Genomic DNA, 19,002 nt, shown 5'->3' with positions numbered 1-19,002 from the left:
TGCGCCTTGCAATGACACAAATTCACCTTTCACAACTTCACCATTTCACCATGTATACCAGCCTGCTTTATGAGGTGCAAAACGGCGTGGCCACCATCACGCTCAACCGCCCGGATGTGTTCAACGCCTTCAACAATGCGCTGAGCTACGAGCTGCAGGACGCGCTGAAGCAGGTAGCCACCGATACCCAGGTGCGGGCCGTGGTGCTGACGGGCGCGGGTCGGGCCTTCTGCTCGGGCCAGGACCTGAAAGCGGCGCAGGGCGACGAGCAAAGCACTTTCTACGATTCATTGCACCAGCGCTACAACCCCATTATCCGGGCTATGCGCCAGCTGTCCAAGCCCATTATCGGGCGCCTGAATGGCGTGGCGGCTGGCGCGGGCTGCTCCCTGGCCCTGGCCTGCGATGCGCTGATTGCCTCCACCGAAGCCTCGCTGATTGAGGTATTCATCAACATCGGGCTGGTGCCGGATTCGGGCTCGTCGTATTTCCTGCCGCGGCTGGTAGGCTCACTTAAGGCCTTTGAGCTATGCACCTTGGGCTCGAAGGTGACGGCGGCGGAGGCCCTGCGGCTGGGCATGGTAAATCAGGTGGTAGCGCCCGACGAGCTGGATGCGGCCGTGGCCGCGCTGGCCGCCCGCTACGCCGCGGCCCCCACCAAATCCATCGGCCTGATTAAGCAGCTGCTGAACAAAGCCGGCGCGGCCTCGCTGGATGAGGTGCTGGACCTGGAAGCTGACTACCAGCAGATTGCGGGCGAATCGCGGGACTATCTGGAAGGCGTGACGGCATTTTCGGAAAAGCGCAAGCCGGTGTTTCGGGGCGAATAGGCTTTCTGCGAAGGAAAGCACAAGCCAATGAATGGACCACCTAAAGCCACAGAATAGCCGCGTAGCGGTGGCAGGTTTGTAGAGAATTGCGCCTAAAGCGGTTCAAAGCCGCATAGCGGTGACAGAGTCGTTCGGGCGGTTCTGTCACCGCTACGCGGCTTTTACCCTTCTAAGTAACTGTTGCTACAAACCTGTCGCCGCTATGCGGCTGTTCTGGCAGGCGGCTGAGACAGTAGCCCGATTATCAGTCAGTAAAAGCAAAAGTGGCCGCCCCCATTCCGGAGGCGGCCACTTTTGCGTTGTGCGGCATTCATCAGCACATCAGCATATTAGCATATCAGCACACTAAGAACTACTTCAGCCGGATGGTTTTGGTGCGGCCGTTGACGGTGATGGTGGCGATGTTGTCGCAGGCGGCGGAGCCGGTGGGGTCGTAGTTCAGCAGTAGCGTTTTCTCCTTGGAATTGGTGATGCTGACCGTGCCGGAGACAAAGTGGCGGGCGCAGCCCACGGCGAAGCTTTTCAGCAGCGGCTGCTGAATGGTGGCGGTGTAGCTCACGTTTTTGCGGTTGGTGCCCGTGGCCTGCCCGGTTACCTGGTAGGTATTGTCGAGGATGGTGGGGGTGCCGAAGCCGGCGGTGCAGACGTACTGACGCTGGGAGTTCCAGCTATGCGTACCGGCCGGGGTGATGATGCTGGCGTTCTGCACGTCGAGGGTGAAGGAGCCGCTGCCGGTGTTGGTGAAGACGCGGGTGCCGGTGTGCTGGTTGTCATTCACGAAGTAATTGTCCAGCGTCACTGTGGTGATGGCACCCGGCTGGCGGTACGGGCCAGGGCTGAAGCGCACGATGATTTTGCCGCGCCGGGTTTTGCCGTTGGCACACACGCAGTTGGTGGTGCCGAAATCGATGGTGAGGGTGCGCGTGGTGGCATCGTAGGTGCGGATGGCGCAGCGGCTGAGCACTTTCTCGTAGTCGGCGGCATCGGCGGCGGGGGCGCTGCCGGCCACGCTGGCATCGGCGGGGGCCGAGGCGTTGATGATGTCGCTGATGGCGGCGTTTTCTTCCTCGGCGCTGCCGTTATCCTCCGCCGATTCGAGGTTGTCGGCGGGAGCGGTGTTGTCTTTGTTGCAACTGGTGGTGGCGAAAAGCAGCGCGGTGCTAGCCAGGGCCGCGAAACTCAGGGAGCGAAGAGTGGCAGAAGCTTTCATGGGAAGAAGGAAGAAAAAGTGGGGAAGTTGTTGGTCAGATTCGGCTCTTGGAGGGACGGATAGGGTGCGAGTTTAAGCACCGGAGAAAAAATAATCCAAGCCGGGAACTATTGCCCTAGCGAACCACTAGCGGCAGGCCGCGTATAGTCTTGCACTGCCCGTTTTTGGTCTGACTACCTAGCCGTATGCGCATGATACCCACCCGATTTCTGCTCCCGTTCTGCTTGCTGGCCGCTGTAGCCTGCTCCTCCGACAGCAGCAAGAAAGACCCCGTGGCCGAGGCCCGCTTCGAGAACGAAAAGCGCATTGGCGATGCCGACATCACCAAGAAGCAGGAGCGCGATGCCGAGTTTATGGTCGATGCGGCCAGCGACGGGCTGCTGGAAGTAGAATTAGGCAAGCTGGCCCAGCAGAAAGCCGCGACGCCCGCCACCAAGGAGTTTGGGCAGCACATGGCCGCCCAGCACGCGCAGATGAATGCCGCGTTGCAGGCGCTGGCCCGGCAGAAAGGCATTTCCGTACCCGCCGCCCTGGGCCAGGCCCAGCAGCAAACTTACACCGAGCTAACCGCCCTCACCGGCCTCGAATTTGACAAGAAGTATCTGGAAATGATGGTGGACGACCACGCCAACGACGTGGAGCGGTTCGACGACATGAGCGAAGATGCCTACGACGGCGACATTCGCGGCTTTGCGGCCAAGTATCTGCCCACGCTGAAAGAGCACCTCGACATGGCCCGCAAAACGCAGGACCAGGTGCAGGAGATGAAGTAACAACGCACTGAGTACCAATCAACCAAACCCAACCCTAGTTTATGAAAAAGCCCCTGTTTTCCTGCCTGCTCCTGGCTGCTACCCTCTCGCTGGCCGGCTGCGGCGACGGCAACAAACGCACCGATGGCACCGCCGGCGAAGCCGTGAGTGATATGGACAAAGCGGCCGATGAAGGCGGCGTGCAGGCTGATGCTACCGTTATCGACAACGAAGCCGGCCCCACCGTGACGGCCAACGCCGACTCGTCTGGCGCTATGCCCGCTGATGCGGCCGGCCCCACCGCCCCGCATTCCACCGACGCGGAGTTTATGCAGTCGGCAGCGGCCAGCGACCAGAACGAGATTCAACTCAGCAAGCTGGCTCTGGAAAAAGGCGTATCGGGCATGGCCAAGGAGCACGCCAACATGATGGTGAAGGACCACACCAAATCGACGGCCGACCTGAAAGTTATTGCCGGCAAGAAAAACGTGGTACTGCCCCCCGATATGGACGCGGAGCATAAGGCCATTGCGGCCGAGATGCGCAAGCTTTCGGGCAAGGAGTTCGAGAAGAAATACCTCGACCAGATGGTGACGGACCACCAGAAAACTCTGAACACGCTGAAGGCCCACCAGGCCATGACCAAGGATGCCGACGTGCAGGGCTTCATCGGGAAGGTGATGCCGGTGGTGCAAAACCACCTAGATATGTCGAAGAAGCACGCGGCCATGTAAGCTACAGACCGGGTGACCGGGACGAAAAGCCGCCGCGGAATATTCTGCGGCGGCTTTTTGCTTATATCAGTAGCTCGCTATCTTTAGTCGGCCGGTTCCATTTTCCCGGCCCTACAGGCTATGAATGACAACGAAAAAGCGCCGCACAACCGGGACGCATTCCAGATCGAGCGAGTGATTCTGTTCACCGATGCCGTATTCGCCATTGCCATAACGCTGCTGGTGATTGAGCTGAAAGTACCTGAGCTGGAACACCGCACTGAGCAGGCCGCCGCGCAGGGCCTGCTACACCTGATTCCCAGGCTGGTTGGCTTCTTTCTCAGCTTCTTCATCATTGCCGTCTATTGGGTAGCTCACCACCGCATTTTCCGCTTCGTGCGCCGCCTGGACAATAAGCTACTGTGGTTGAATCTGTTGTTTCTGCTCAGTATCGTGCTCATGCCTTTCACTACCGCCTATCAGAGCGAGTATGCGATGCTGGCCACGCCCTGGATTCTGTATAGCGCCAACATCATTGCTACCGGACTGATGCAGACCCTTATTCAGCGTCATCTTCGCAACCCGGCCCACCAAGTGGTAGCGGCCCACGAATGCCCCCACCCCGACCTCGACCTGGCCCGCCCGCTGATGACGCCCATCGTGTTTGGCGTGAGCATCGGGCTGGCCTTTTTCGTGCATCCGTGGCTACTGCGCATGTTGCCAGCCTTCATCTTCCCGCTGTTGGGCCTGTACTTCCGCGGCCGCTACCGGCGACTGGAGGCGGCCTACCGGGAGCAGCACGGAGCGCCCGCGCTGGCCTGAGCTGGGCAGAGTCTTAATATAAAGCCACTCGGCTAAGCCCGGCGCGGCTGCCGCAACCGTGCCACCACTTCGTCAAACGCACCGGCCCGCACGTACACTAGTTTGGCTTTGCCTACCCGGCGGGCTTCCAGCAGGCCCAGGCTTTCCAGCCGCATCAGGTCGGTGCGGGCAGTTTGGTAAACACAATTAAACCGGTGGCTTACTTCCTGAATGGTCCATTCAGCTGTAGACTCCGACAGCAGCTCCTGCACCATCCCGGTCTGCCGCTCATTCAGGCCAACTAAGTGCCGGAAATCCCGCAGTTGTTTCTTCTCCGATACCTTCCGCTCGATATACTGCTGCAGGCTGGTGAAGGCTGCATCCAGGGTCTTGACCTGGTAATTGATAAAGTACGTCAGGTCGTTACCATCGTATTCCGTGAACAGATAAGCCTTGGCATACTGGGCTGCCGACTGGTGGATGATCCGGGATATGGACATGTATTCGAGCAGCCAGTAGCCTTTGCGCAGCAGATACCAGTAGAACACGGCCCGGGCCGTCCGGCCGTTGCCATCGGCAAAGGGGTGAATGTAGCCCAGCAGAAAGTGCAGGATGGAAGCCCGCACGATGGGATGAATGAAGCCTTGTCCGCTCGCGCTTTTGCCCAGTATCTCCTCGTTAGCAAAGGCGCAGTACCAGTCCAGCAGCGCGGCCAGGTCTTTCTGCGCCGGCGGGATATGAACTACCTCGCCGGTGGTATAATCCTCCACGCGCACATCGTCGTTCAGCCGAAAGCGGCCGGTGTGCTCCGGATTTTCCAGGGTATCCAGCGTCATGCGGGCCTGGATCTGGCAGAGCATTTCCGGGGTCAGGGCCTCGTTCTTATTGGCCAGGATGTACTGAATAGTCTGGTAGTTGTTGTAAATCATCCGCTCCGACTGGTTGCGGGGCTTGCGCTGCTTGCGCAGCATGTCCTTGGCTACCTCCCGCGTAGTGGCGGCCCCCTCCAACTGACTCGATGCAATGGCTTCTTCCATAATGGAGCTGACCAGATACCGGTTCTTATCATCGGCCGGAATTAGGGTATCGGCCTGCAGGATGCCGCCCATGTACAGGTCGAAGCGGTGGAGCTTTTCTACCGTCGGCTCCGTCACCTGGTATTGAAACCGGCAACCGGCAATAGTACCGACCCGCAACTCACGGAAGTTGGTTTGCCGGTTCACCTTAATGATGGCCCATAGCATGTCGGCCGTAATGCCCGGCGGTAGTGGCCGATGCTTTAGCTCCGTCCAGTACCAGTATTCGTGGTTGGCCCGGCGGGCCAGCTTCATCACATCCTCATTGCGGAAGTACCGGAACACTTCCGGATCTTCAAATACGCGGGTAGCGGAAACTGGTGGCTGTTCTAATTTCATAGGTCAAAAACTACTAAACCTTCCTTAAATTAGTAGTCTTTACAAATCTATACATCATCAAGTATAAACTACTAATTCAAATAACTTTTAGTAGTTTTTATAAAACACTCTTCTTCCTTTCTCTGTCAGGAGAGAGGCACAGAAGATTGACACCCAGCAGCAAAAGAGCCTGTTACGAAGAAGTAACAGGCTCTTTAATCGGTTTTCATCGGCTCTACGCCTGCTTCCCGTCGGCGTACCGGCTCACCTTCAGCTCCTCGGCCAGGAAGCGGGCGGTGTGGCCTTTCTTCACCTTGGCCACCTGCTCGGGCGTGCCCTGGGCCACGATGGTGCCGCCGCCCCCGCCGCCCTCGGGCCCAAGGTCGATGACGTGGTCGGCCACTTTGATCAGGTCGAGGTTGTGCTCGATGATGAGCACCGTGTTGCCCTTGTCCACCAGCTTCTGGAGTACGTCGGAGAGGTGGTTGATGTCTTCGAAGTGCAGGCCGGTGGTGGGCTCGTCGAGGATGTAGAAGGTTTTGCCGGTGTCCTTCTTGCCCAGCTCGGTAGCCAGCTTTACGCGCTGGGCCTCGCCGCCGCTGAGCGTGGTGGCCTGCTGGCCCAGGGTGAGGTAGCCCAGACCCACTTCGTTGAGTACCTGAATCTTGCGGATGATGCGGGGCTGGTTTTCGAAGTATTCCACGGCTTTTTCCACCGTCAGGTCGAGCACGTCGGTGATACTCTTGCCCTTGAAGCGCACCTCCAGCGTTTCACGATTGTAGCGGCGGCCCTTACAGGTTTCGCAGGGCACGTGCACGTCGGGCAGGAAGTTCATCTCGATGGTGCGCATACCGGCGCCCTCGCAGGTTTCGCAGCGACCACCCTTCACGTTGAAGGAGAAGCGCCCCGGCCCGTAGCCCCGGATCTTGGCCTCGGGCAGGGAGGCAAACAGGCTGCGGATTTCAGTGAACACGCCGGTATAGGTAGCCGGGTTGGAGCGCGGCGTGCGCCCGATCGGCGACTGGTCTACCTCAATTACCTTATCAATCAGCTCCAGGCCTTCGATGCTCTGGTAGGGCAGCGGGTCTTTCTTCGAGTTGAAAAAGAACTGGTTCAGAATCGGGTACAGCGTATCGTGAATCAGGCTCGACTTGCCCGAGCCCGATACGCCGGTTACGGCCACCAGCTTGCCCAGGGGGAACTTGGCCGTCACATTCTTGAGATTGTGACCGGTGGCACCCTTGAGCACCAGCTGGCCACCGTCGCCCTTGCGCTTCTGCCGGCGCAACTCAATGTGCTTCTGCCCGCTCAGGTACTGCGAGGTGAGGCTGCCGGAGTTGAAGATGTCCTTTGGCGAGCCCTGGGCCACGATGTGGCCGCCGTGGATGCCCGCGCCGGGGCCAATATCGAGCACGTAGTCGGCGTGCATGATCATGTCCTTGTCGTGCTCCACTACGATGACGGAGTTGCCGATGTCGCGCAGGTGCTGCAGGGCCTTGATAAGCCGCTCGTTGTCGCGCTGGTGCAGGCCGATGCTGGGCTCGTCCATGATGTAGAGCACGCCCACGAGCTGGGTGCCGATTTGCGTGGCGAGGCGAATCCGCTGGCTTTCCCCGCCCGAAAGAGTCCGCACGGAGCGGTGCAGGTCGAGGTATTCAAGGCCCACTTCCAGCAGAAAGCCGATGCGCTTGCGGATTTCCTTGAGCAGCTCCCGGCCAATCACGTTCTGCCGCTCCGTCAGCCGGCTTTCTAGGCCCTCAAACCAGGTGCTCAGCTCCTTGATGTCCATCACCGACAGCTCGCCGATATTCTTGTCGGCAATCTTAAAGTGGAGGCTTTCCTTCTTGAGGCGCAGGCCCTGGCATTCGGGACACTGCCGGGCCTGGGTGTACTCCTGAATCCAGGCGCGGATGTTCTCGGAGTCCGACTCCATCTGCCGGCGCAGGAAGGGGATGATGCCCTCGAAGGGCTCGGTGTAGTTGCTCTTTTTGGGGTCGGCGTCCTCGTCTTCGGGCACGCCGTAGAGCAGCCGCCCGATCAGGTCGGCGGGCATCTTTTCGAGCGGGGTGCTCAGGCTGAACTTCTGCTTTTTCAGAATCAGGCTCAGCTGCTGAAAAATCCAGATGTCGCGGTACTCGCCCAGCGGCGCGATGCCGCCGCGGCTGACACTCAGCTTCTTATCGGGCAGCACTGAGTCTTCCGTTATTTCCTGCACCTCGCCCAGGCCGTTGCAGGTGGGGCAGGCCCCGTAGGGCGAGTTGAAGCTGAACGTGTTGGGGGCCGGGTCATCGTAGGCGATGCCGGTGGTGGGGTCCATCAGGAAGCGGGAGAAGAACTGGGTCTTGCCCGAGTCGGAGTCCAGCACCAGCATGGTGCCCTTGCCGTGGGTCAGCGCGTTCTGCACCGAGCCGGAGAGGCGGAACCGGTCCTCCTTCGTGGCCTTGAGCCGGTCGATGACGATTTCGATGTCGTGAATCTTGTAGCGGTCCACCTGCATCTTGGCCGTGAGGTCGAGCAGCTCGCCATCCACACGCACCTTGGTGAAGCCCAGCTTGGCAATCTGCTGAAACAGTTCCCGGTAGTGCCCCTTGCGGCCCTTCACCACCGGGGCCAGCACCACTACCTTGTGGTCGGCGAAGTGCTTGAGGATGTAGTTGATGATCTGCTCGTCGCTCTGCCGGATCATCTTCGCGCCCGTGGCGTAGCTGAAGGCCTCGGCGGTGCGGGCGTAGAGCAGGCGCAGGAAGTCGTAAATCTCGGTGATGGTGCCCACCGTGGAGCGCGGGTTGCGCGAGGTAGTCTTCTGCTCGATGCTGATAACCGGCGACAGGCCCTCGATCTTGTCCACGTCGGGGCGCTCCAGCCCGCCCATGAAGGAGCGGGCGTAGGCCGAAAACGTCTCCATGTAGCGGCGCTGCCCCTCAGCGTAGATGGTGTCGAAGGCCAGGCTGCTCTTGCCCGAGCCCGAGATGCCCGTAAACACCACGAGCTTGCCCCGCGGGATGCTCACCGATACGTTCTTCAGGTTGTGCTCCCGGGCCCCGTACACCTCAATGAAAGGCGCTTCCACCTCGGCCCCGCCGGGCGTGGGCTGGCCGTCGGAATGATTTTCCAGCACGGCTTCGCTCACCAACTCAGTGCGGGGCACGGCCTGCACGGCGGCGGTAGTATGGCCATTAGCGTTATCCGCCACGGCCGCGGCGGCGGTAATCTCAGGCGTAACGGCAGCCGCGGCTGCCTTGGTTTTCTTAGCCATTCAGAGCAAGTCGAATAAGTCCGCAAAGGTACGCAGACAGCGTTCCTTTCGCCACCCGAATTTGTTATTTACCAATCTATTTGGCCGACCGAACCCAAAAAAGCCGGGGTCGGGAGGGGTGGCGGCACAGATGGCCAATAACAACCAAAACCAGGGTTTTGTGCCCGTCAATCCAACTTCCGTTTGGGCTAAGTCCGTACACAGGCACTCTGGCGCTGTTCTTGCCAACGTCCGGCTATCTTCTCACCTGTAATTTCTGCTCCGTATGAACCCGTTCACCCGAATTTCCCTCGCCGCAGCGCTTTTGCTGCTGGCCGGAGTTGCTGCCCCGGCTCAGGCGCAGGTCAACGTCAATATTTCCGCTCCTGCCTGGGGGCCGGCCGTGGGACCAAACACGCAGTACTACTACATTCCGGAAGTTGATGGCTACTACGATGTGCGCGACCGGGTGTACGTGGTGCAGCGCAACGGCCGCTGGACCCGCCTGGCCAACGCCGGCTACAACCCCCGCACTTTCCACCCTGTGGTAGTCGACTACGTGGGCGTCCAGCCTTGGACGCGCATTGAGGAATACCGCACCAAGTATAAGGGCCACCCCCACGGAATGCCACCCGGCCAGGCCAAAAAATACTACGGCCGCAACAATGACGACCGTCGCGGCCACGACTATGACGATGACCGTTACGAAGGCCACGGCAAAGGCCATGACAAAGGGAAAGGAAAGGGCAAACACTAATCAGCGCCTCTTTTCTGCTCTCCTTTTTAAGCCTCTCCTGCGGGAGAGGCTTTTTTGTGCCGGCTTCCGCGGGCGCGTAGCCAGGGCCAACTTGGCAAATAGCCGGATTACTTGTTTCTTGCCAGAATTTGGCCTGTACTCTGGAGCAAAGCTCGTTTGGTCTTCGCTTCTGCCGGCCCGGCCTCTGCACGTTTCGGCCAGCCGACTGACTCCATTTTCAGTTTCCTATTCTATGCCTGCCTGGTCAGTTTCTATCAAGCGTCTGTTATTCTCCATACTGTTGCTGCTCTGCCTAATTCCGGCGTTGCAGGCCAAATTTCACTGGGCCCAGGAAGCACCGCTGTACGGCGCTTACACACCGGCCCCTAACCCGGAGTTTAGCAAGGAAGGCGTATTGGCCGGCACTTTCCAACCCGCTCTTGAGCGTTACCTGGAAGACAATATCGGTTTCCGCGGCTGGCTGATCCGGCTGCGCAATCAGTTGTCGCTGTCGCTGCTGGGCGTGGCCCGCTCCTCCGACTTGGTTGTGGGCCAGGACCTGGTGCTGTTTCAGCCCTCGCCCGTGGCGGCGGCTCAGGGCAAGGATTTCTTGGGTGATGAGGAAGTGGCCTACCGCGTGCGGCGGCTCCGGGCCGTGCAGGAAGCGCTGGCCCGGCGCGGCATTCCGTTGCTGTTTGTGATGGCCCCCAACAAAGCCCGCTACCAGCCCGAAACACTGCCCGCGGCCTTCCGCCAGTCCCAAACTAACCGCACCAACTATACCGCGTTTGTGCGCGAGATGAAGGCGCAGCAAATAAACCTACTGGATGCCGCGCATCTGTTCGGCCTCTGGAAGGATACCACCCGCTACCCACTCTTCCCGAAAGGCGGCACGCACTGGAGCGGCTACGGAGCAGCGCTGGTGGCCGACACGCTCTTTGCCCGCATCGAGCAGACCGGCCGCTTCGATCTGGTTAACTTCCGGCGGCACGGCCCCGTGGTGGTGCGCACCGATAGCTTGCGCTTTACCGACAGCGACCTGAGCGACCCGATGAACTTGGTATTCCCCTACCGACACCATCCTACTGCCTACCCCACCGTCACGTTCGATTCGCTGCGGGCCGGGCAGCAGCGGCCCAATCTGCTTATCATCGGCGACAGCTTCAACTGGGCTTTCATGCAGTTTTATCCCTACCTGCAGACCCTTTTTGCACCGGAATCACGCTTTTGGGGTATAGATGGGACGATTTTCGTGTACAACAAAAAATATACAGGGACAGGCGAAAACCTGGGGCAGCTGGATTTTCGTCGCGAGATAGAGTCGCGCAACTTTCTGCTGTTGCTCATGACCGAGCATAACCTGCCAAACCACACGCTAATTGACCGCCTCTACGATCTGTATTACCCGCTGCCGACCGCTGCACAGGCCCGGGTGGCACAGATTCAGCAGCAGCTGGAGGCCAATCCTCGCTACCAGCAGCGCCTCTGGCAGCAGCAGTATAGCGGTAGCCACGCGCTGGCCGATTCGCTGCACGCGCAGGCCTTAGCGCAGTACGACCGGGAATTGTTGCAGCCGCGATAAGTGCTCTGGTTCATGGCTCGCTTTAGGGAAATACCTGTAGCCGCCACGCCGTTATCTGTGTCCCTTGCTTTCTGATTTCATTTTTCGCCTTCCTGTATGGTTTTCAGTAGTACGCTCTTCCTGTTCTATTTTTTCCCGGCCTTCCTGCTCCTATACTATCTGGCCCCCATCCGGCTGAAGAATTTCGTGGCCCTCACGGCGAGTCTGCTGTTTTATGCCTGGGGCGGCATCAACTTTCTGGCGCTGTTTCTGGCCTCGGTGGTGCTGAACTTTTTCATCATCCGCCTGATGGATGCTTCGCAGGGCTATAAGAAGCGCATCTATCTTATTTTGAGCATCATCCTGAACGTGGCGATGCTGTTCTATTTCAAGTATGCCAACTTCTTTCTGGAGAATTTCAGCGCCGTGAAGGCCTCCTTTGGCGGCGGGGCCCTGACGTGGGAGAAAGTGGTGCTACCCATCGGCATTTCCTTTTTCACCTTCGAGAAGCTCACCTACTCCATTGATGTGTACCGGGGCGTAAACAAGCCCCTGCGCAGCTTCTGGGACTTCATGCTCTACATCATGCTGTTTCCGAAGATGATTGCCGGCCCTATCGTGCGCTTCCACGAAATTGCCGACCAGCTCACGCACCGCGCCGCCTTCGAAACCATTGACCATAAGTTGGCCGGCCTGTTTCGCTTCGTTATCGGCTTGTCGAAGAAAGTATTGATTGCCAACGTATTGGGTCAGGAAGCCGACCGAATTTTTGGGCTAGCTCCCGCGGAGCTGTCGGCCCCGCTGGCGTGGCTGGGGGCACTGGCTTACACGTTCCAGATTTACTTCGACTTTTCAGGCTACTCCGATATGGCCATCGGTATTGGCCGGATGATCGGGTTTCAGTTTCCCGAAAACTTCAATAACCCCTACATCTCGCGCAGCATCACCGAGTTCTGGCAGCGCTGGCACATCACGCTGGGCCGCTGGATGCGCGACTACCTCTACATTCCGCTGGGCGGCAACCGCGTGAAGCCCTCCCGGCTGTATGTGAACCTGTGGACGGTGTTTATCCTGTCGGGCTTCTGGCACGGGGCAGCTTGGAATTTTATTGCCTGGGGCGCTTTCCACGGTCTGTTTCTGATCCTGGACCGGCTTTTCCTGCTCAATCTCTACAAGCGCCTTGGCGTACTGAGTATCCTGCCTACTTTCCTCATCACGGTAGTAGGCTGGGTGCTGTTCCGGGCCGAAAGTCTCGGTGAGGCCCTGGCATATGTGCGGCGGATGTTCGGCGGGGGCCTGGCAGATTTGCCGCACTTCACCAACGAATTCTGGGTTACGCTGGCGCTGGCCACCCTGTTTGCCTTCATGGCTGCGCTGCCTCGCGTAGAGCGTTGGGAGCTAGGTACGCTGGCCGCCGACAAGCTGGCCCTGCCCCGCGCCGTGGGCATGAGCCTGGCCACCGCCATTCTCCTGATCCTGAGCGTCAGCTACATTATTGGCAGCAGCTTCAACCCGTTTATTTACTTCCGTTTTTAGGGCTCTGATGTCGTTCCTCTCCCCCAAAAGGCTGTTGTTTGGCGGCTTGCTCCTGCTCCTGCTAGCCCCGGCCCTCCAGGCCAAGCTGGGCATAGTCACGGTAGCCCCACTCGATGGCTATTTTGACCAGCAGCCTCACCCCGAACTGAACTGGCCGGCACTGCGCAACAATACCTTTCAGCCCCGCATGGAGGCGTACTTGCAGGATAGATTGGGGTTTCGCAGCTGGCTGTTGCGTCTACGCAATCAGCTGGCTTATACGGCTTTCCACCAAACCCGCGTGCCGGTCGTTGTGGTAGGCAAAGACGATGTGCTGTTTCAGCCCGTCACCATCGATGTGTTTCTGGGCCGCGACTACGCCGGCGAGGAAATGAACCATCTGGTTCGCCGCCTGAAGATTGTGCAGGATTCGTTGCGGGCACATGGCACGCAGTTGCTGCTGGTGGTAGCGCCGGGCAAGCCCCGCATTCTGCCGGCTATGCTCCCGGAAAGCTATGATGCCCAGCCGCGCAATGCCACCAACTACGATGCTGTAGTGCGGGCTGCCCGCAAATACCAGGTGAATATGCTGGATGCGGCGGCGCTGCTCGGCCGCTGGCAGGATACCACCCGCTTTCCGATGTTTCCGCGAGGCGGCACCCACTGGAGCGGTTACGCTACGGCTTTGGTGGCCGATACGCTGTTTCGGCGGGTTGAGCAGCTCACCCACCGCGACTTGCCGGACTTCGCTTCTCACGGTCTCCAGGTTGTCACCGAAACCGATTCTCTGCGCTTTACTGACAACGATATTCAGGAAATCCTCAACCTGATGTATGACAAGCCCCCGTACCCGATGGCGTATCCGCGCGTGCGATTTGAGCCGGAAACGGGCAAGCAGCGAGCCAACGCGTTGATTATTGGCGACAGCTTCGCCCAGAGCTTCTACAATTTTTACCCTTACTACCAACGTCTGCTTACGCCTACGTCGCGCTACTGGTCCAGCAATGAGCGGGTGTACTGGCCCGAAACTACCCCTGGGTCCCGCACCGTGAGCGAACTGAATTTGGGTGAGCAACTAGCCGGCCGCGATGTGGTAATTCTGATTTGCAGCGAGCAGAATCTGGGCCACCTTAGCTTCGGCTTTATTAACCAAGCTTACCGGCTTTACCGTCCCCTCACGGAGGCTGACAAGGCAGCTATCAACCAACTGGCCAAAGAATTAGAGAGCAAAGCAACTTGGGAGGAAGCCTCTAAGGACCCGGATTTTTCCTGGCATATGTACGAGAAAGCAGCAAACCTGTACGATCATACGCACTTGTAAAGCCAACCCGGCACCATTGGTGAAGACAAGGGTGCCTACATGTGCCATGAGTGGCTGAAGCACCCTGATGTTCCTATAGTAGACCGCCCGGTTAGCGCTGGGGAAAAATCGGAGGCCGCAAAACAACCTTCAACTTGCTTATACTTGAAGGCCTATGCTCTTACTCCCCCGCCGCAAGTCCTTTTTGCTCGTGTACCTGCTGGCGCTGGCCTTGCTTTGGAGTAATGCCTATCTGGTGCTGGCAAATCATCCGGCGGGTTATACGGGTGATGAGCGTAGCTATCTGCACATGGCGCAGGGCCACTTTGAGGTGCCCGTCACGCACCGCTACCGGGTGATACTGCCCCTGCTGGCGGGGGCGCTGGCCCAGGGTCTGCACCTCATCACCGGCTTGGTTTCGCCTAGTGCCCAGCCGCCGCTGGGCATCAGCTTCTTCCTGCTGAATGGCTTGCTGCTGGCGCTGGCGGGGCTTTTTGTGTTTCGTACTGCCCGCGCCCACGGCGCGGCGGCCGGCCCCGCGCTCATCGGCATGGCCGCCGTGATGACGTGCGGGGCGGCCACCTACGTTACGGGCCTGGTGCTGGTAGATAGCGCCGTGGTGTTGGCCGTGGTGGTGCTCTACTATGCTCTCACCATACGCTCGGGGCCGCTGCTGCTGGCTGCTATGCTGTTGGGGCCGGTGCTGAAAGAATCGTTCGTACTGTTCTTGCCGCTGGCGCTGCTGTATGGGGGCTTCGTGCCGTGGGGGCAGCGGCTGCTGGCGCTGCTGGGCGCGGCGGGTCTGCTGCTGGGTCTGCACGCGCTGGTAGATTCCTGGGCTCCGCCGGCGGCGGTGGGCAGCGTGGCCAATGCGCTGAACCACGGCCGCAACGTCGTCAGCAACCTGCGCTGGTTGTTTTCGGCGCGTGGTTTGTTCATCTGCAGCGGCGTGTATGGACTGTTCAACTTGGTGCTGCTGGCGGGGTTTTGGGGCGGCCGAAGTGCCATCCGGACATGGCTGCCCCGACTGCAGGCGGGTCCGGCCATCCTAACCTTGCTGGTGGTGCTGGCCCACATGCTGCTCTCGGGCGAGATGAGCCGGATGCTACTGCTGGCCGCGCCGGTGGTAGCCACGGCCGTGGCCCTCATTCTGGACCGGCACCCGCTCTTCGCCCCGTTGCGCCCACTGCTCGGCACCCCGGCAACAGGCGCAAACCCACCCGAAAATCAGTCATAAAAGCCCGCTACCCGGAGCCGAGTTGCGTAGAAGGTGCGCACCCAACAATGCCGGCCGCCATGAGTCAACCCGAGCCCGAATACCATCCCATCAGCTGCTCCTTCTATGATGAGCTGGAGGCCCGCGCAACCACGCGGCAGCCCTGCACCCTCACCTACCGCCCCGAGCCCGACACCCCGCCCAGCACCACCCACGGCATCATCCAAGACCTGTTCATCCGGGAGAAAGTGGAATACCTGCGCCTCGAAAACGGCCTGGAAATCCGGCTGGATACGCTGGTAGCCGTAGACGACAAGGAACTGCGGCACTACTGCTAGCGCGCTGCATTACCATAAAAACGAAAGCGGCGGTTCCGGTAAGAACCGCCGCTCGGCGTAAAAAATCGTCTACAAAATCCGCGTAATCCGAAAAATCCGCGCGAATCCGTGGTCTAGAACTCCGCGCTCTTGGGGAAGCGGGGGAAAGGAATTACATCCCGGATGTTGGCCATGCCCGTCACGAACAGCAGCAGGCGCTCGAAGCCCAGGCCGAAGCCGGCGTGGGGCGCGGTGCCGTATTTGCGCAACTCCAGATACCACCATAGCTCGTGCTCGGGCACGTTCATGGCCGCCATGCGGGCCTGCAGTTTCTCCAGGTTTTCCTCGCGCTGCGAGCCGCCTATGATTTCGCCGATGCCGGGAAACAGCACGTCCATGGCCCGCACGGTCTTATCATCGTCGTTGAGCTTCATATAGAAGGCCTTGATATCCTTGGGGTAATCGGTCAGGATAACGGGCTTTTTGAAGTGTTTCTCCACGAGGTAGCGCTCATGCTCGCTTTGCAGATCGGTGCCCCAGTCCACCGGGAATTCGAACTTCTGCCGGGCGGTTTTCAGGATTTCGACTGCCTCGGTGTAGGTCAGGCGCTGGAAATCATTATCAACCACAAACTGCAGGCGACCCAATAACTCCTTGTCGTACTGCTCGTTGAGAAACTGCAGGTCGTCGGCGCAGTGCTCCAGGGCATATTTTACCAGGCTTTTGAGGAAATCCTCGGCCAGGTCCATGTTGTCCTGCAGCTCGTTGAAGGCCACTTCGGGCTCCACCATCCAGAACTCGGCTAGGTGGCGGGCCGTGTTGGAGTTTTCGGCCCGGAACGTAGGGCCAAACGTGTACACTTTGCCCAGCGCCATAGCGGCCACCTCGGCTTCCAGCTGGCCCGAAACGGTCAGGTTGGTCTGCTTGCCGAAGAAATCCTGCTTGTAGTCCACACCGGATTTATCCTCCGTCAGCGGCGGGTTCTGGTCCGAAAGCGTGGTCACGCGAAACATCTGGCCGGCTCCTTCGGCATCGGAGCCCGTCACGATGGGCGTGTGCACGTAGTAGAAGCCGTGTTGGTTGAAGTACTGGTGGATGGCGAAAGCCATGGCGTGCCGGATGCGCAGTACGGCCCCGAAGGTGTTGGTGCGGGGGCGCAGGTGGGCTATTTCGCGCAGAAATTCGAGCGAGTGGCCCTTCTTCTGCAGCGGGTACGTTTCGGTATCGGCCTTGCCATACACCGTTATTTCCTCGGCCTGAATCTCCACCGTCTGGCCCTTGCCCTGCGAGGCCACCAGCTTGCCGCGTACCATCACGGCCGCGCCGTTTTCCACGCCGTCGGCCTTCAGCTGCTCTTCCGGAAACCGCTCCGCATCGGCCACCACCTGAATGGAATGGAAGCCGGAACCGTCGTTGACGGCGATGAACTGCACGTATTTATTGCCGCGGCGGGTGCGTACCCAGCCTTTCACTACTACTTCGCGCTCCAGCTCTTGGCTGTGGAGCAACTCCTGCACGCTCGATCTTCTGACAGACATCGGACTCGGATTTCGGGGTTAAAACTCAGAAAAACAAAGGTAGAGGTTTTGGCTAGCGCTGAAATCAGTTGGCCCGAAACTGGCCGGATTGTTTTGTTTGCGGCCGACAACCAGGCGTTTTGGCAGCCAAGGCCCGTATTTAGTTTCAACTTTTTCACCTCAACTCAAGTACAGAAATCTCTATCTTTGAAGTAGAGCCCTTTCCGTTTTCCGGTAGGGTTACACGCATTTCTAAGTATGCAACGACTTGACATGAAGCAGCTTCTCTCGCAGAAGTTGTCTCCCCAACAGATACAATTCATCAAGCTGCTGCAAATTCCGACGGCAGAGCTGGAAACGCGCATTAAAGAAGAGCTGGAAGTAAATCCGGCGCTGGAAGAAGGCGACGAAAACACCGACGATGAGCTGGAAGACCAGGAGCGCGACGATGATTCGGACGACTCCGATGACTTCGACGACCCCGATTCGGAGTTCGACAGCGACGACAATACCCTGGACGAGGACTTCAGCGAAGGTGCCGAAGAACAGCCCGAAATAGAGCTGCCTGCCAAAGAAGAGCCCGCCGAAACCACCAAGGACAACGAGGAGCTGGACCTGGGCGACTACCTGAACGACGACGAAATAGCGGGCTACAAAATGCAGGGCGACGGCCCCGGTGAGCCCGAAGACGACCGGGAAATGCCCCTGGCCGACACCGGCGGCTCGCTCATTGATGCCCTGATGGACCAGCTGGGCTTTGCCGATCTGGACGAGAAGCAGGAAGCCATCGGCCGCCAGCTTATCGGCTCCATCGACAACGACGGCTACATCCGGCGCGATTTGTCGGCCATTGCCAACGACCTGGCTTTTTCGCAGAATATTGAGGCCGAAGAAGCCGAGATTGAGGGTGTACTGCATCTGGTGCAGAGCTTCGACCCGCCCGGCATTGCTGCCCGCGACCTGCAGGAGTGCCTGCTGCTCCAGCTGGAGCGCCGCCCCCAGGACGAAGTGACCGAGCACGCCGAGCGGATTCTGAGCGAAACCTTCGACGAGTTTACCAAGAAGCACTACCAGCGCATTCAGCAGAAGCTGGATCTGGAAGACGATGAGCTAAAAGAAGCCATTGCCCTGATTCTCAAGCTCAATCCCAAGCCTGGCGGCACCGGCCCGGTGGGCCTGGGCAAGGTGCAGTATATCATCCCCGACTTCATTCTGACCACCGACAACGGCCAGTTCAACCTCACGCTGAACTCGCGCAACGCCCCCGACCTGCGCGTGGCCCCGGCCTACACCGAGATGTTTCAGGCCTACGACAAGGCGGCCAAGAAGGACAAGAAGATGAAAGAGGCCGTCACCTTCGTCAAGCAGAAGCTCGACTCGGCCCGCTGGTTTATCGATGCCATCAAGCAGCGCCAGCAAACGCTGCTGCGCACCATGGATTCCATCGTGCGCTACCAGCACGAGTTCTTTCTGGAAGGCGACGAAAGCAAGCTCCGGCCCATGATTCTGAAGGACATAGCCACCGAAATCGGTATGGACATCAGCACCGTGAGCCGGGTGGCCAACTCCAAATCGGTGCAGACGGAATTCGGCATCTACCCGCTGAAATACTTCTTCTCCGAGGGCATTGCCACCGACTCGGGCGAGGATGCCAGCTCCCGCGAGGTGAAGCACATTCTGAAGGAAATAATTGAGGGCGAAAGCAAGGGCCGCCCGCTGAGCGACGACAAGCTGGAGAAAATGCTCAATGCCCGCGGCTACAACATTGCGCGCCGCACCGTGGCTAAGTACCGCGAGCAGCTGAATATTCCGGTGGCTCGGCTACGCAAAGAGTTATAGGCGAATAAATGTATGCCTCACACCAAAAAGCCCATCGGATGCGCATCCGACGGGCTTTTTGGTGTT

Annotated in this window: 15 protein-coding genes; 11 read left to right on the top strand and 4 right to left on the bottom strand. The window is 59.2% G+C overall.

Annotated features, from left to right (window positions below):
* The first annotated feature begins 50 nt into the window (after window positions 1-50).
* The gene (locus tag BUB62_RS12590) at window positions 51-830 is read left to right on the top strand and encodes an enoyl-CoA hydratase-related protein (protein ID WP_073110579.1); all 780 of its coding nucleotides are present in this window, start codon (window positions 51-53) and stop codon (window positions 828-830) included.
* Between the two features lie 352 nt (window positions 831-1,182).
* On the opposite strand, the gene BUB62_RS12585 is transcribed toward BUB62_RS12590, so the two are convergent.
* Window positions 1,183-2,040, bottom strand: a complete 858-nt coding sequence (locus BUB62_RS12585; protein ID WP_073110577.1) for a hypothetical protein — start codon at window positions 2,038-2,040, stop codon at window positions 1,183-1,185.
* A 191-nt stretch (window positions 2,041-2,231) separates the two neighbouring features.
* Between BUB62_RS12585 and BUB62_RS12580 the strand changes: the two genes are divergently transcribed.
* From BUB62_RS12580 to BUB62_RS12570, 3 genes are all read left to right on the top strand, one after another.
* Window positions 2,232-2,813: a DUF4142 domain-containing protein gene (locus BUB62_RS12580; RefSeq protein ID WP_159437462.1), complete on the top strand. Its 582-nt coding sequence runs from the start codon at window positions 2,232-2,234 to the stop codon at window positions 2,811-2,813.
* 41 nt (window positions 2,814-2,854) lie between these two features.
* Window positions 2,855-3,526 carry a DUF4142 domain-containing protein gene (locus BUB62_RS12575; RefSeq protein WP_073110573.1) on the top strand — a complete coding sequence of 224 codons (672 nt, stop codon included), beginning with the start codon at window positions 2,855-2,857 and terminating at the stop codon, window positions 3,524-3,526.
* A gap of 120 nt (window positions 3,527-3,646) precedes the next feature.
* Window positions 3,647-4,327 (top strand): TMEM175 family protein, encoded by a 681-nt coding sequence (locus tag BUB62_RS12570; RefSeq protein WP_073110571.1) that lies wholly within the window; start codon window positions 3,647-3,649, stop codon window positions 4,325-4,327.
* 32 nt (window positions 4,328-4,359) lie between these two features.
* Here BUB62_RS12570 and BUB62_RS12565 read toward each other — a convergent pair whose 3' ends face one another.
* Entirely contained in the window at window positions 4,360-5,721 is a 1,362-nt protein-coding gene (locus BUB62_RS12565) for a Fic family protein (RefSeq protein ID WP_073110569.1), read from the bottom strand.
* Between the two features lie 214 nt (window positions 5,722-5,935).
* Complete coding sequence (gene uvrA, locus BUB62_RS12560; protein ID WP_234988687.1) at window positions 5,936-8,956, bottom strand: excinuclease ABC subunit UvrA; 3,021 nt, start codon at window positions 8,954-8,956, stop codon at window positions 5,936-5,938.
* Window positions 8,957-9,221: 265 nt separating this feature from the next.
* Here uvrA and BUB62_RS12555 point away from each other — a divergent pair, with 265 nt between their 5' ends.
* The 6 genes from BUB62_RS12555 (at window position 9,222) to BUB62_RS12530 (ending at window position 15,601) form a co-directional block, all read left to right on the top strand.
* Window positions 9,222-9,692, top strand: coding sequence for a hypothetical protein (locus tag BUB62_RS12555; protein WP_073110567.1), 471 nt, complete (start codon window positions 9,222-9,224; stop codon window positions 9,690-9,692).
* 280 nt (window positions 9,693-9,972) lie between these two features.
* The gene (locus BUB62_RS12550; RefSeq protein WP_073110566.1) at window positions 9,973-11,253 is read left to right on the top strand and encodes an alginate O-acetyltransferase AlgX-related protein; all 1,281 of its coding nucleotides are present in this window, start codon (window positions 9,973-9,975) and stop codon (window positions 11,251-11,253) included.
* A 96-nt stretch (window positions 11,254-11,349) separates the two neighbouring features.
* Entirely contained in the window at window positions 11,350-12,768 is a 1,419-nt protein-coding gene (locus tag BUB62_RS12545) for an MBOAT family O-acyltransferase (protein ID WP_073110564.1), read from the top strand.
* Window positions 12,769-12,814: 46 nt separating this feature from the next.
* Window positions 12,815-14,068: an alginate O-acetyltransferase AlgX-related protein gene (locus BUB62_RS12540; protein WP_159437461.1), complete on the top strand. Its 1,254-nt coding sequence runs from the start codon at window positions 12,815-12,817 to the stop codon at window positions 14,066-14,068.
* Window positions 14,069-14,222: 154 nt separating this feature from the next.
* Entirely contained in the window at window positions 14,223-15,284 is a 1,062-nt protein-coding gene (locus BUB62_RS12535) for a hypothetical protein (protein WP_143164147.1), read from the top strand.
* Between the two features lie 59 nt (window positions 15,285-15,343).
* Window positions 15,344-15,601: a hypothetical protein gene (locus BUB62_RS12530; protein ID WP_073110964.1), complete on the top strand. Its 258-nt coding sequence runs from the start codon at window positions 15,344-15,346 to the stop codon at window positions 15,599-15,601.
* Between the two features lie 113 nt (window positions 15,602-15,714).
* On the opposite strand, the gene asnS is transcribed toward BUB62_RS12530, so the two are convergent.
* A complete protein-coding gene (asnS, locus tag BUB62_RS12525; RefSeq protein ID WP_073110560.1) occupies window positions 15,715-17,118 on the bottom strand; it encodes an asparagine--tRNA ligase in 1,404 nt (467 codons plus the stop codon).
* Between the two features lie 237 nt (window positions 17,119-17,355).
* Between asnS and rpoN the strand changes: the two genes are divergently transcribed.
* On the top strand, window positions 17,356-18,936 hold the full coding sequence (gene rpoN / locus BUB62_RS12520; RefSeq protein WP_073110559.1) for an RNA polymerase factor sigma-54: 1,581 nt from the start codon (window positions 17,356-17,358) through the stop codon (window positions 18,934-18,936).
* Window positions 18,937-19,002: the final 66 nt, after the last annotated feature.

The sequence above is a fragment of the Hymenobacter daecheongensis DSM 21074 genome (assembly GCF_900141805.1).
Lineage (GTDB): Bacteria > Bacteroidota > Bacteroidia > Cytophagales > Hymenobacteraceae > Hymenobacter > Hymenobacter daecheongensis.
The sequence above is the reverse complement of the archived record's forward strand: the minus strand, read 5'-3'. Positions and strand labels throughout refer to the sequence as shown.

What these genes read in the sequence shown, in the direction of transcription:
- BUB62_RS12570 (WP_073110571.1), top strand. Translation starts at nt 3,647, where the DNA reads ATGAATGACAACGAAAAAGCGCCGCACAACCGGGACGCATTCCAGATC.
- BUB62_RS12580 (WP_159437462.1), top strand. Translation starts at nt 2,232, where the DNA reads ATGATACCCACCCGATTTCTGCTCCCGTTCTGCTTGCTGGCCGCTGTA.
- BUB62_RS12530 (WP_073110964.1), top strand. Translation starts at nt 15,344, where the DNA reads ATGAGTCAACCCGAGCCCGAATACCATCCCATCAGCTGCTCCTTCTAT.
- asnS (WP_073110560.1), bottom strand. Translation starts at nt 17,118, where the DNA reads ATGTCTGTCAGAAGATCGAGCGTGCAGGAGTTGCTCCACAGCCAAGAG.
- BUB62_RS12555 (WP_073110567.1), top strand. Translation starts at nt 9,222, where the DNA reads ATGAACCCGTTCACCCGAATTTCCCTCGCCGCAGCGCTTTTGCTGCTG.
- BUB62_RS12575 (WP_073110573.1), top strand. Translation starts at nt 2,855, where the DNA reads ATGAAAAAGCCCCTGTTTTCCTGCCTGCTCCTGGCTGCTACCCTCTCG.
- BUB62_RS12565 (WP_073110569.1), bottom strand. Translation starts at nt 5,721, where the DNA reads ATGAAATTAGAACAGCCACCAGTTTCCGCTACCCGCGTATTTGAAGAT.
- BUB62_RS12535 (WP_143164147.1), top strand. Translation starts at nt 14,223, where the DNA reads ATGCTCTTACTCCCCCGCCGCAAGTCCTTTTTGCTCGTGTACCTGCTG.
- rpoN (WP_073110559.1), top strand. Translation starts at nt 17,356, where the DNA reads ATGCAACGACTTGACATGAAGCAGCTTCTCTCGCAGAAGTTGTCTCCC.
- BUB62_RS12590 (WP_073110579.1), top strand. Translation starts at nt 51, where the DNA reads ATGTATACCAGCCTGCTTTATGAGGTGCAAAACGGCGTGGCCACCATC.
- BUB62_RS12585 (WP_073110577.1), bottom strand. Translation starts at nt 2,040, where the DNA reads ATGAAAGCTTCTGCCACTCTTCGCTCCCTGAGTTTCGCGGCCCTGGCT.
- BUB62_RS12545 (WP_073110564.1), top strand. Translation starts at nt 11,350, where the DNA reads ATGGTTTTCAGTAGTACGCTCTTCCTGTTCTATTTTTTCCCGGCCTTC.
- uvrA (WP_234988687.1), bottom strand. Translation starts at nt 8,956, where the DNA reads ATGGCTAAGAAAACCAAGGCAGCCGCGGCTGCCGTTACGCCTGAGATT.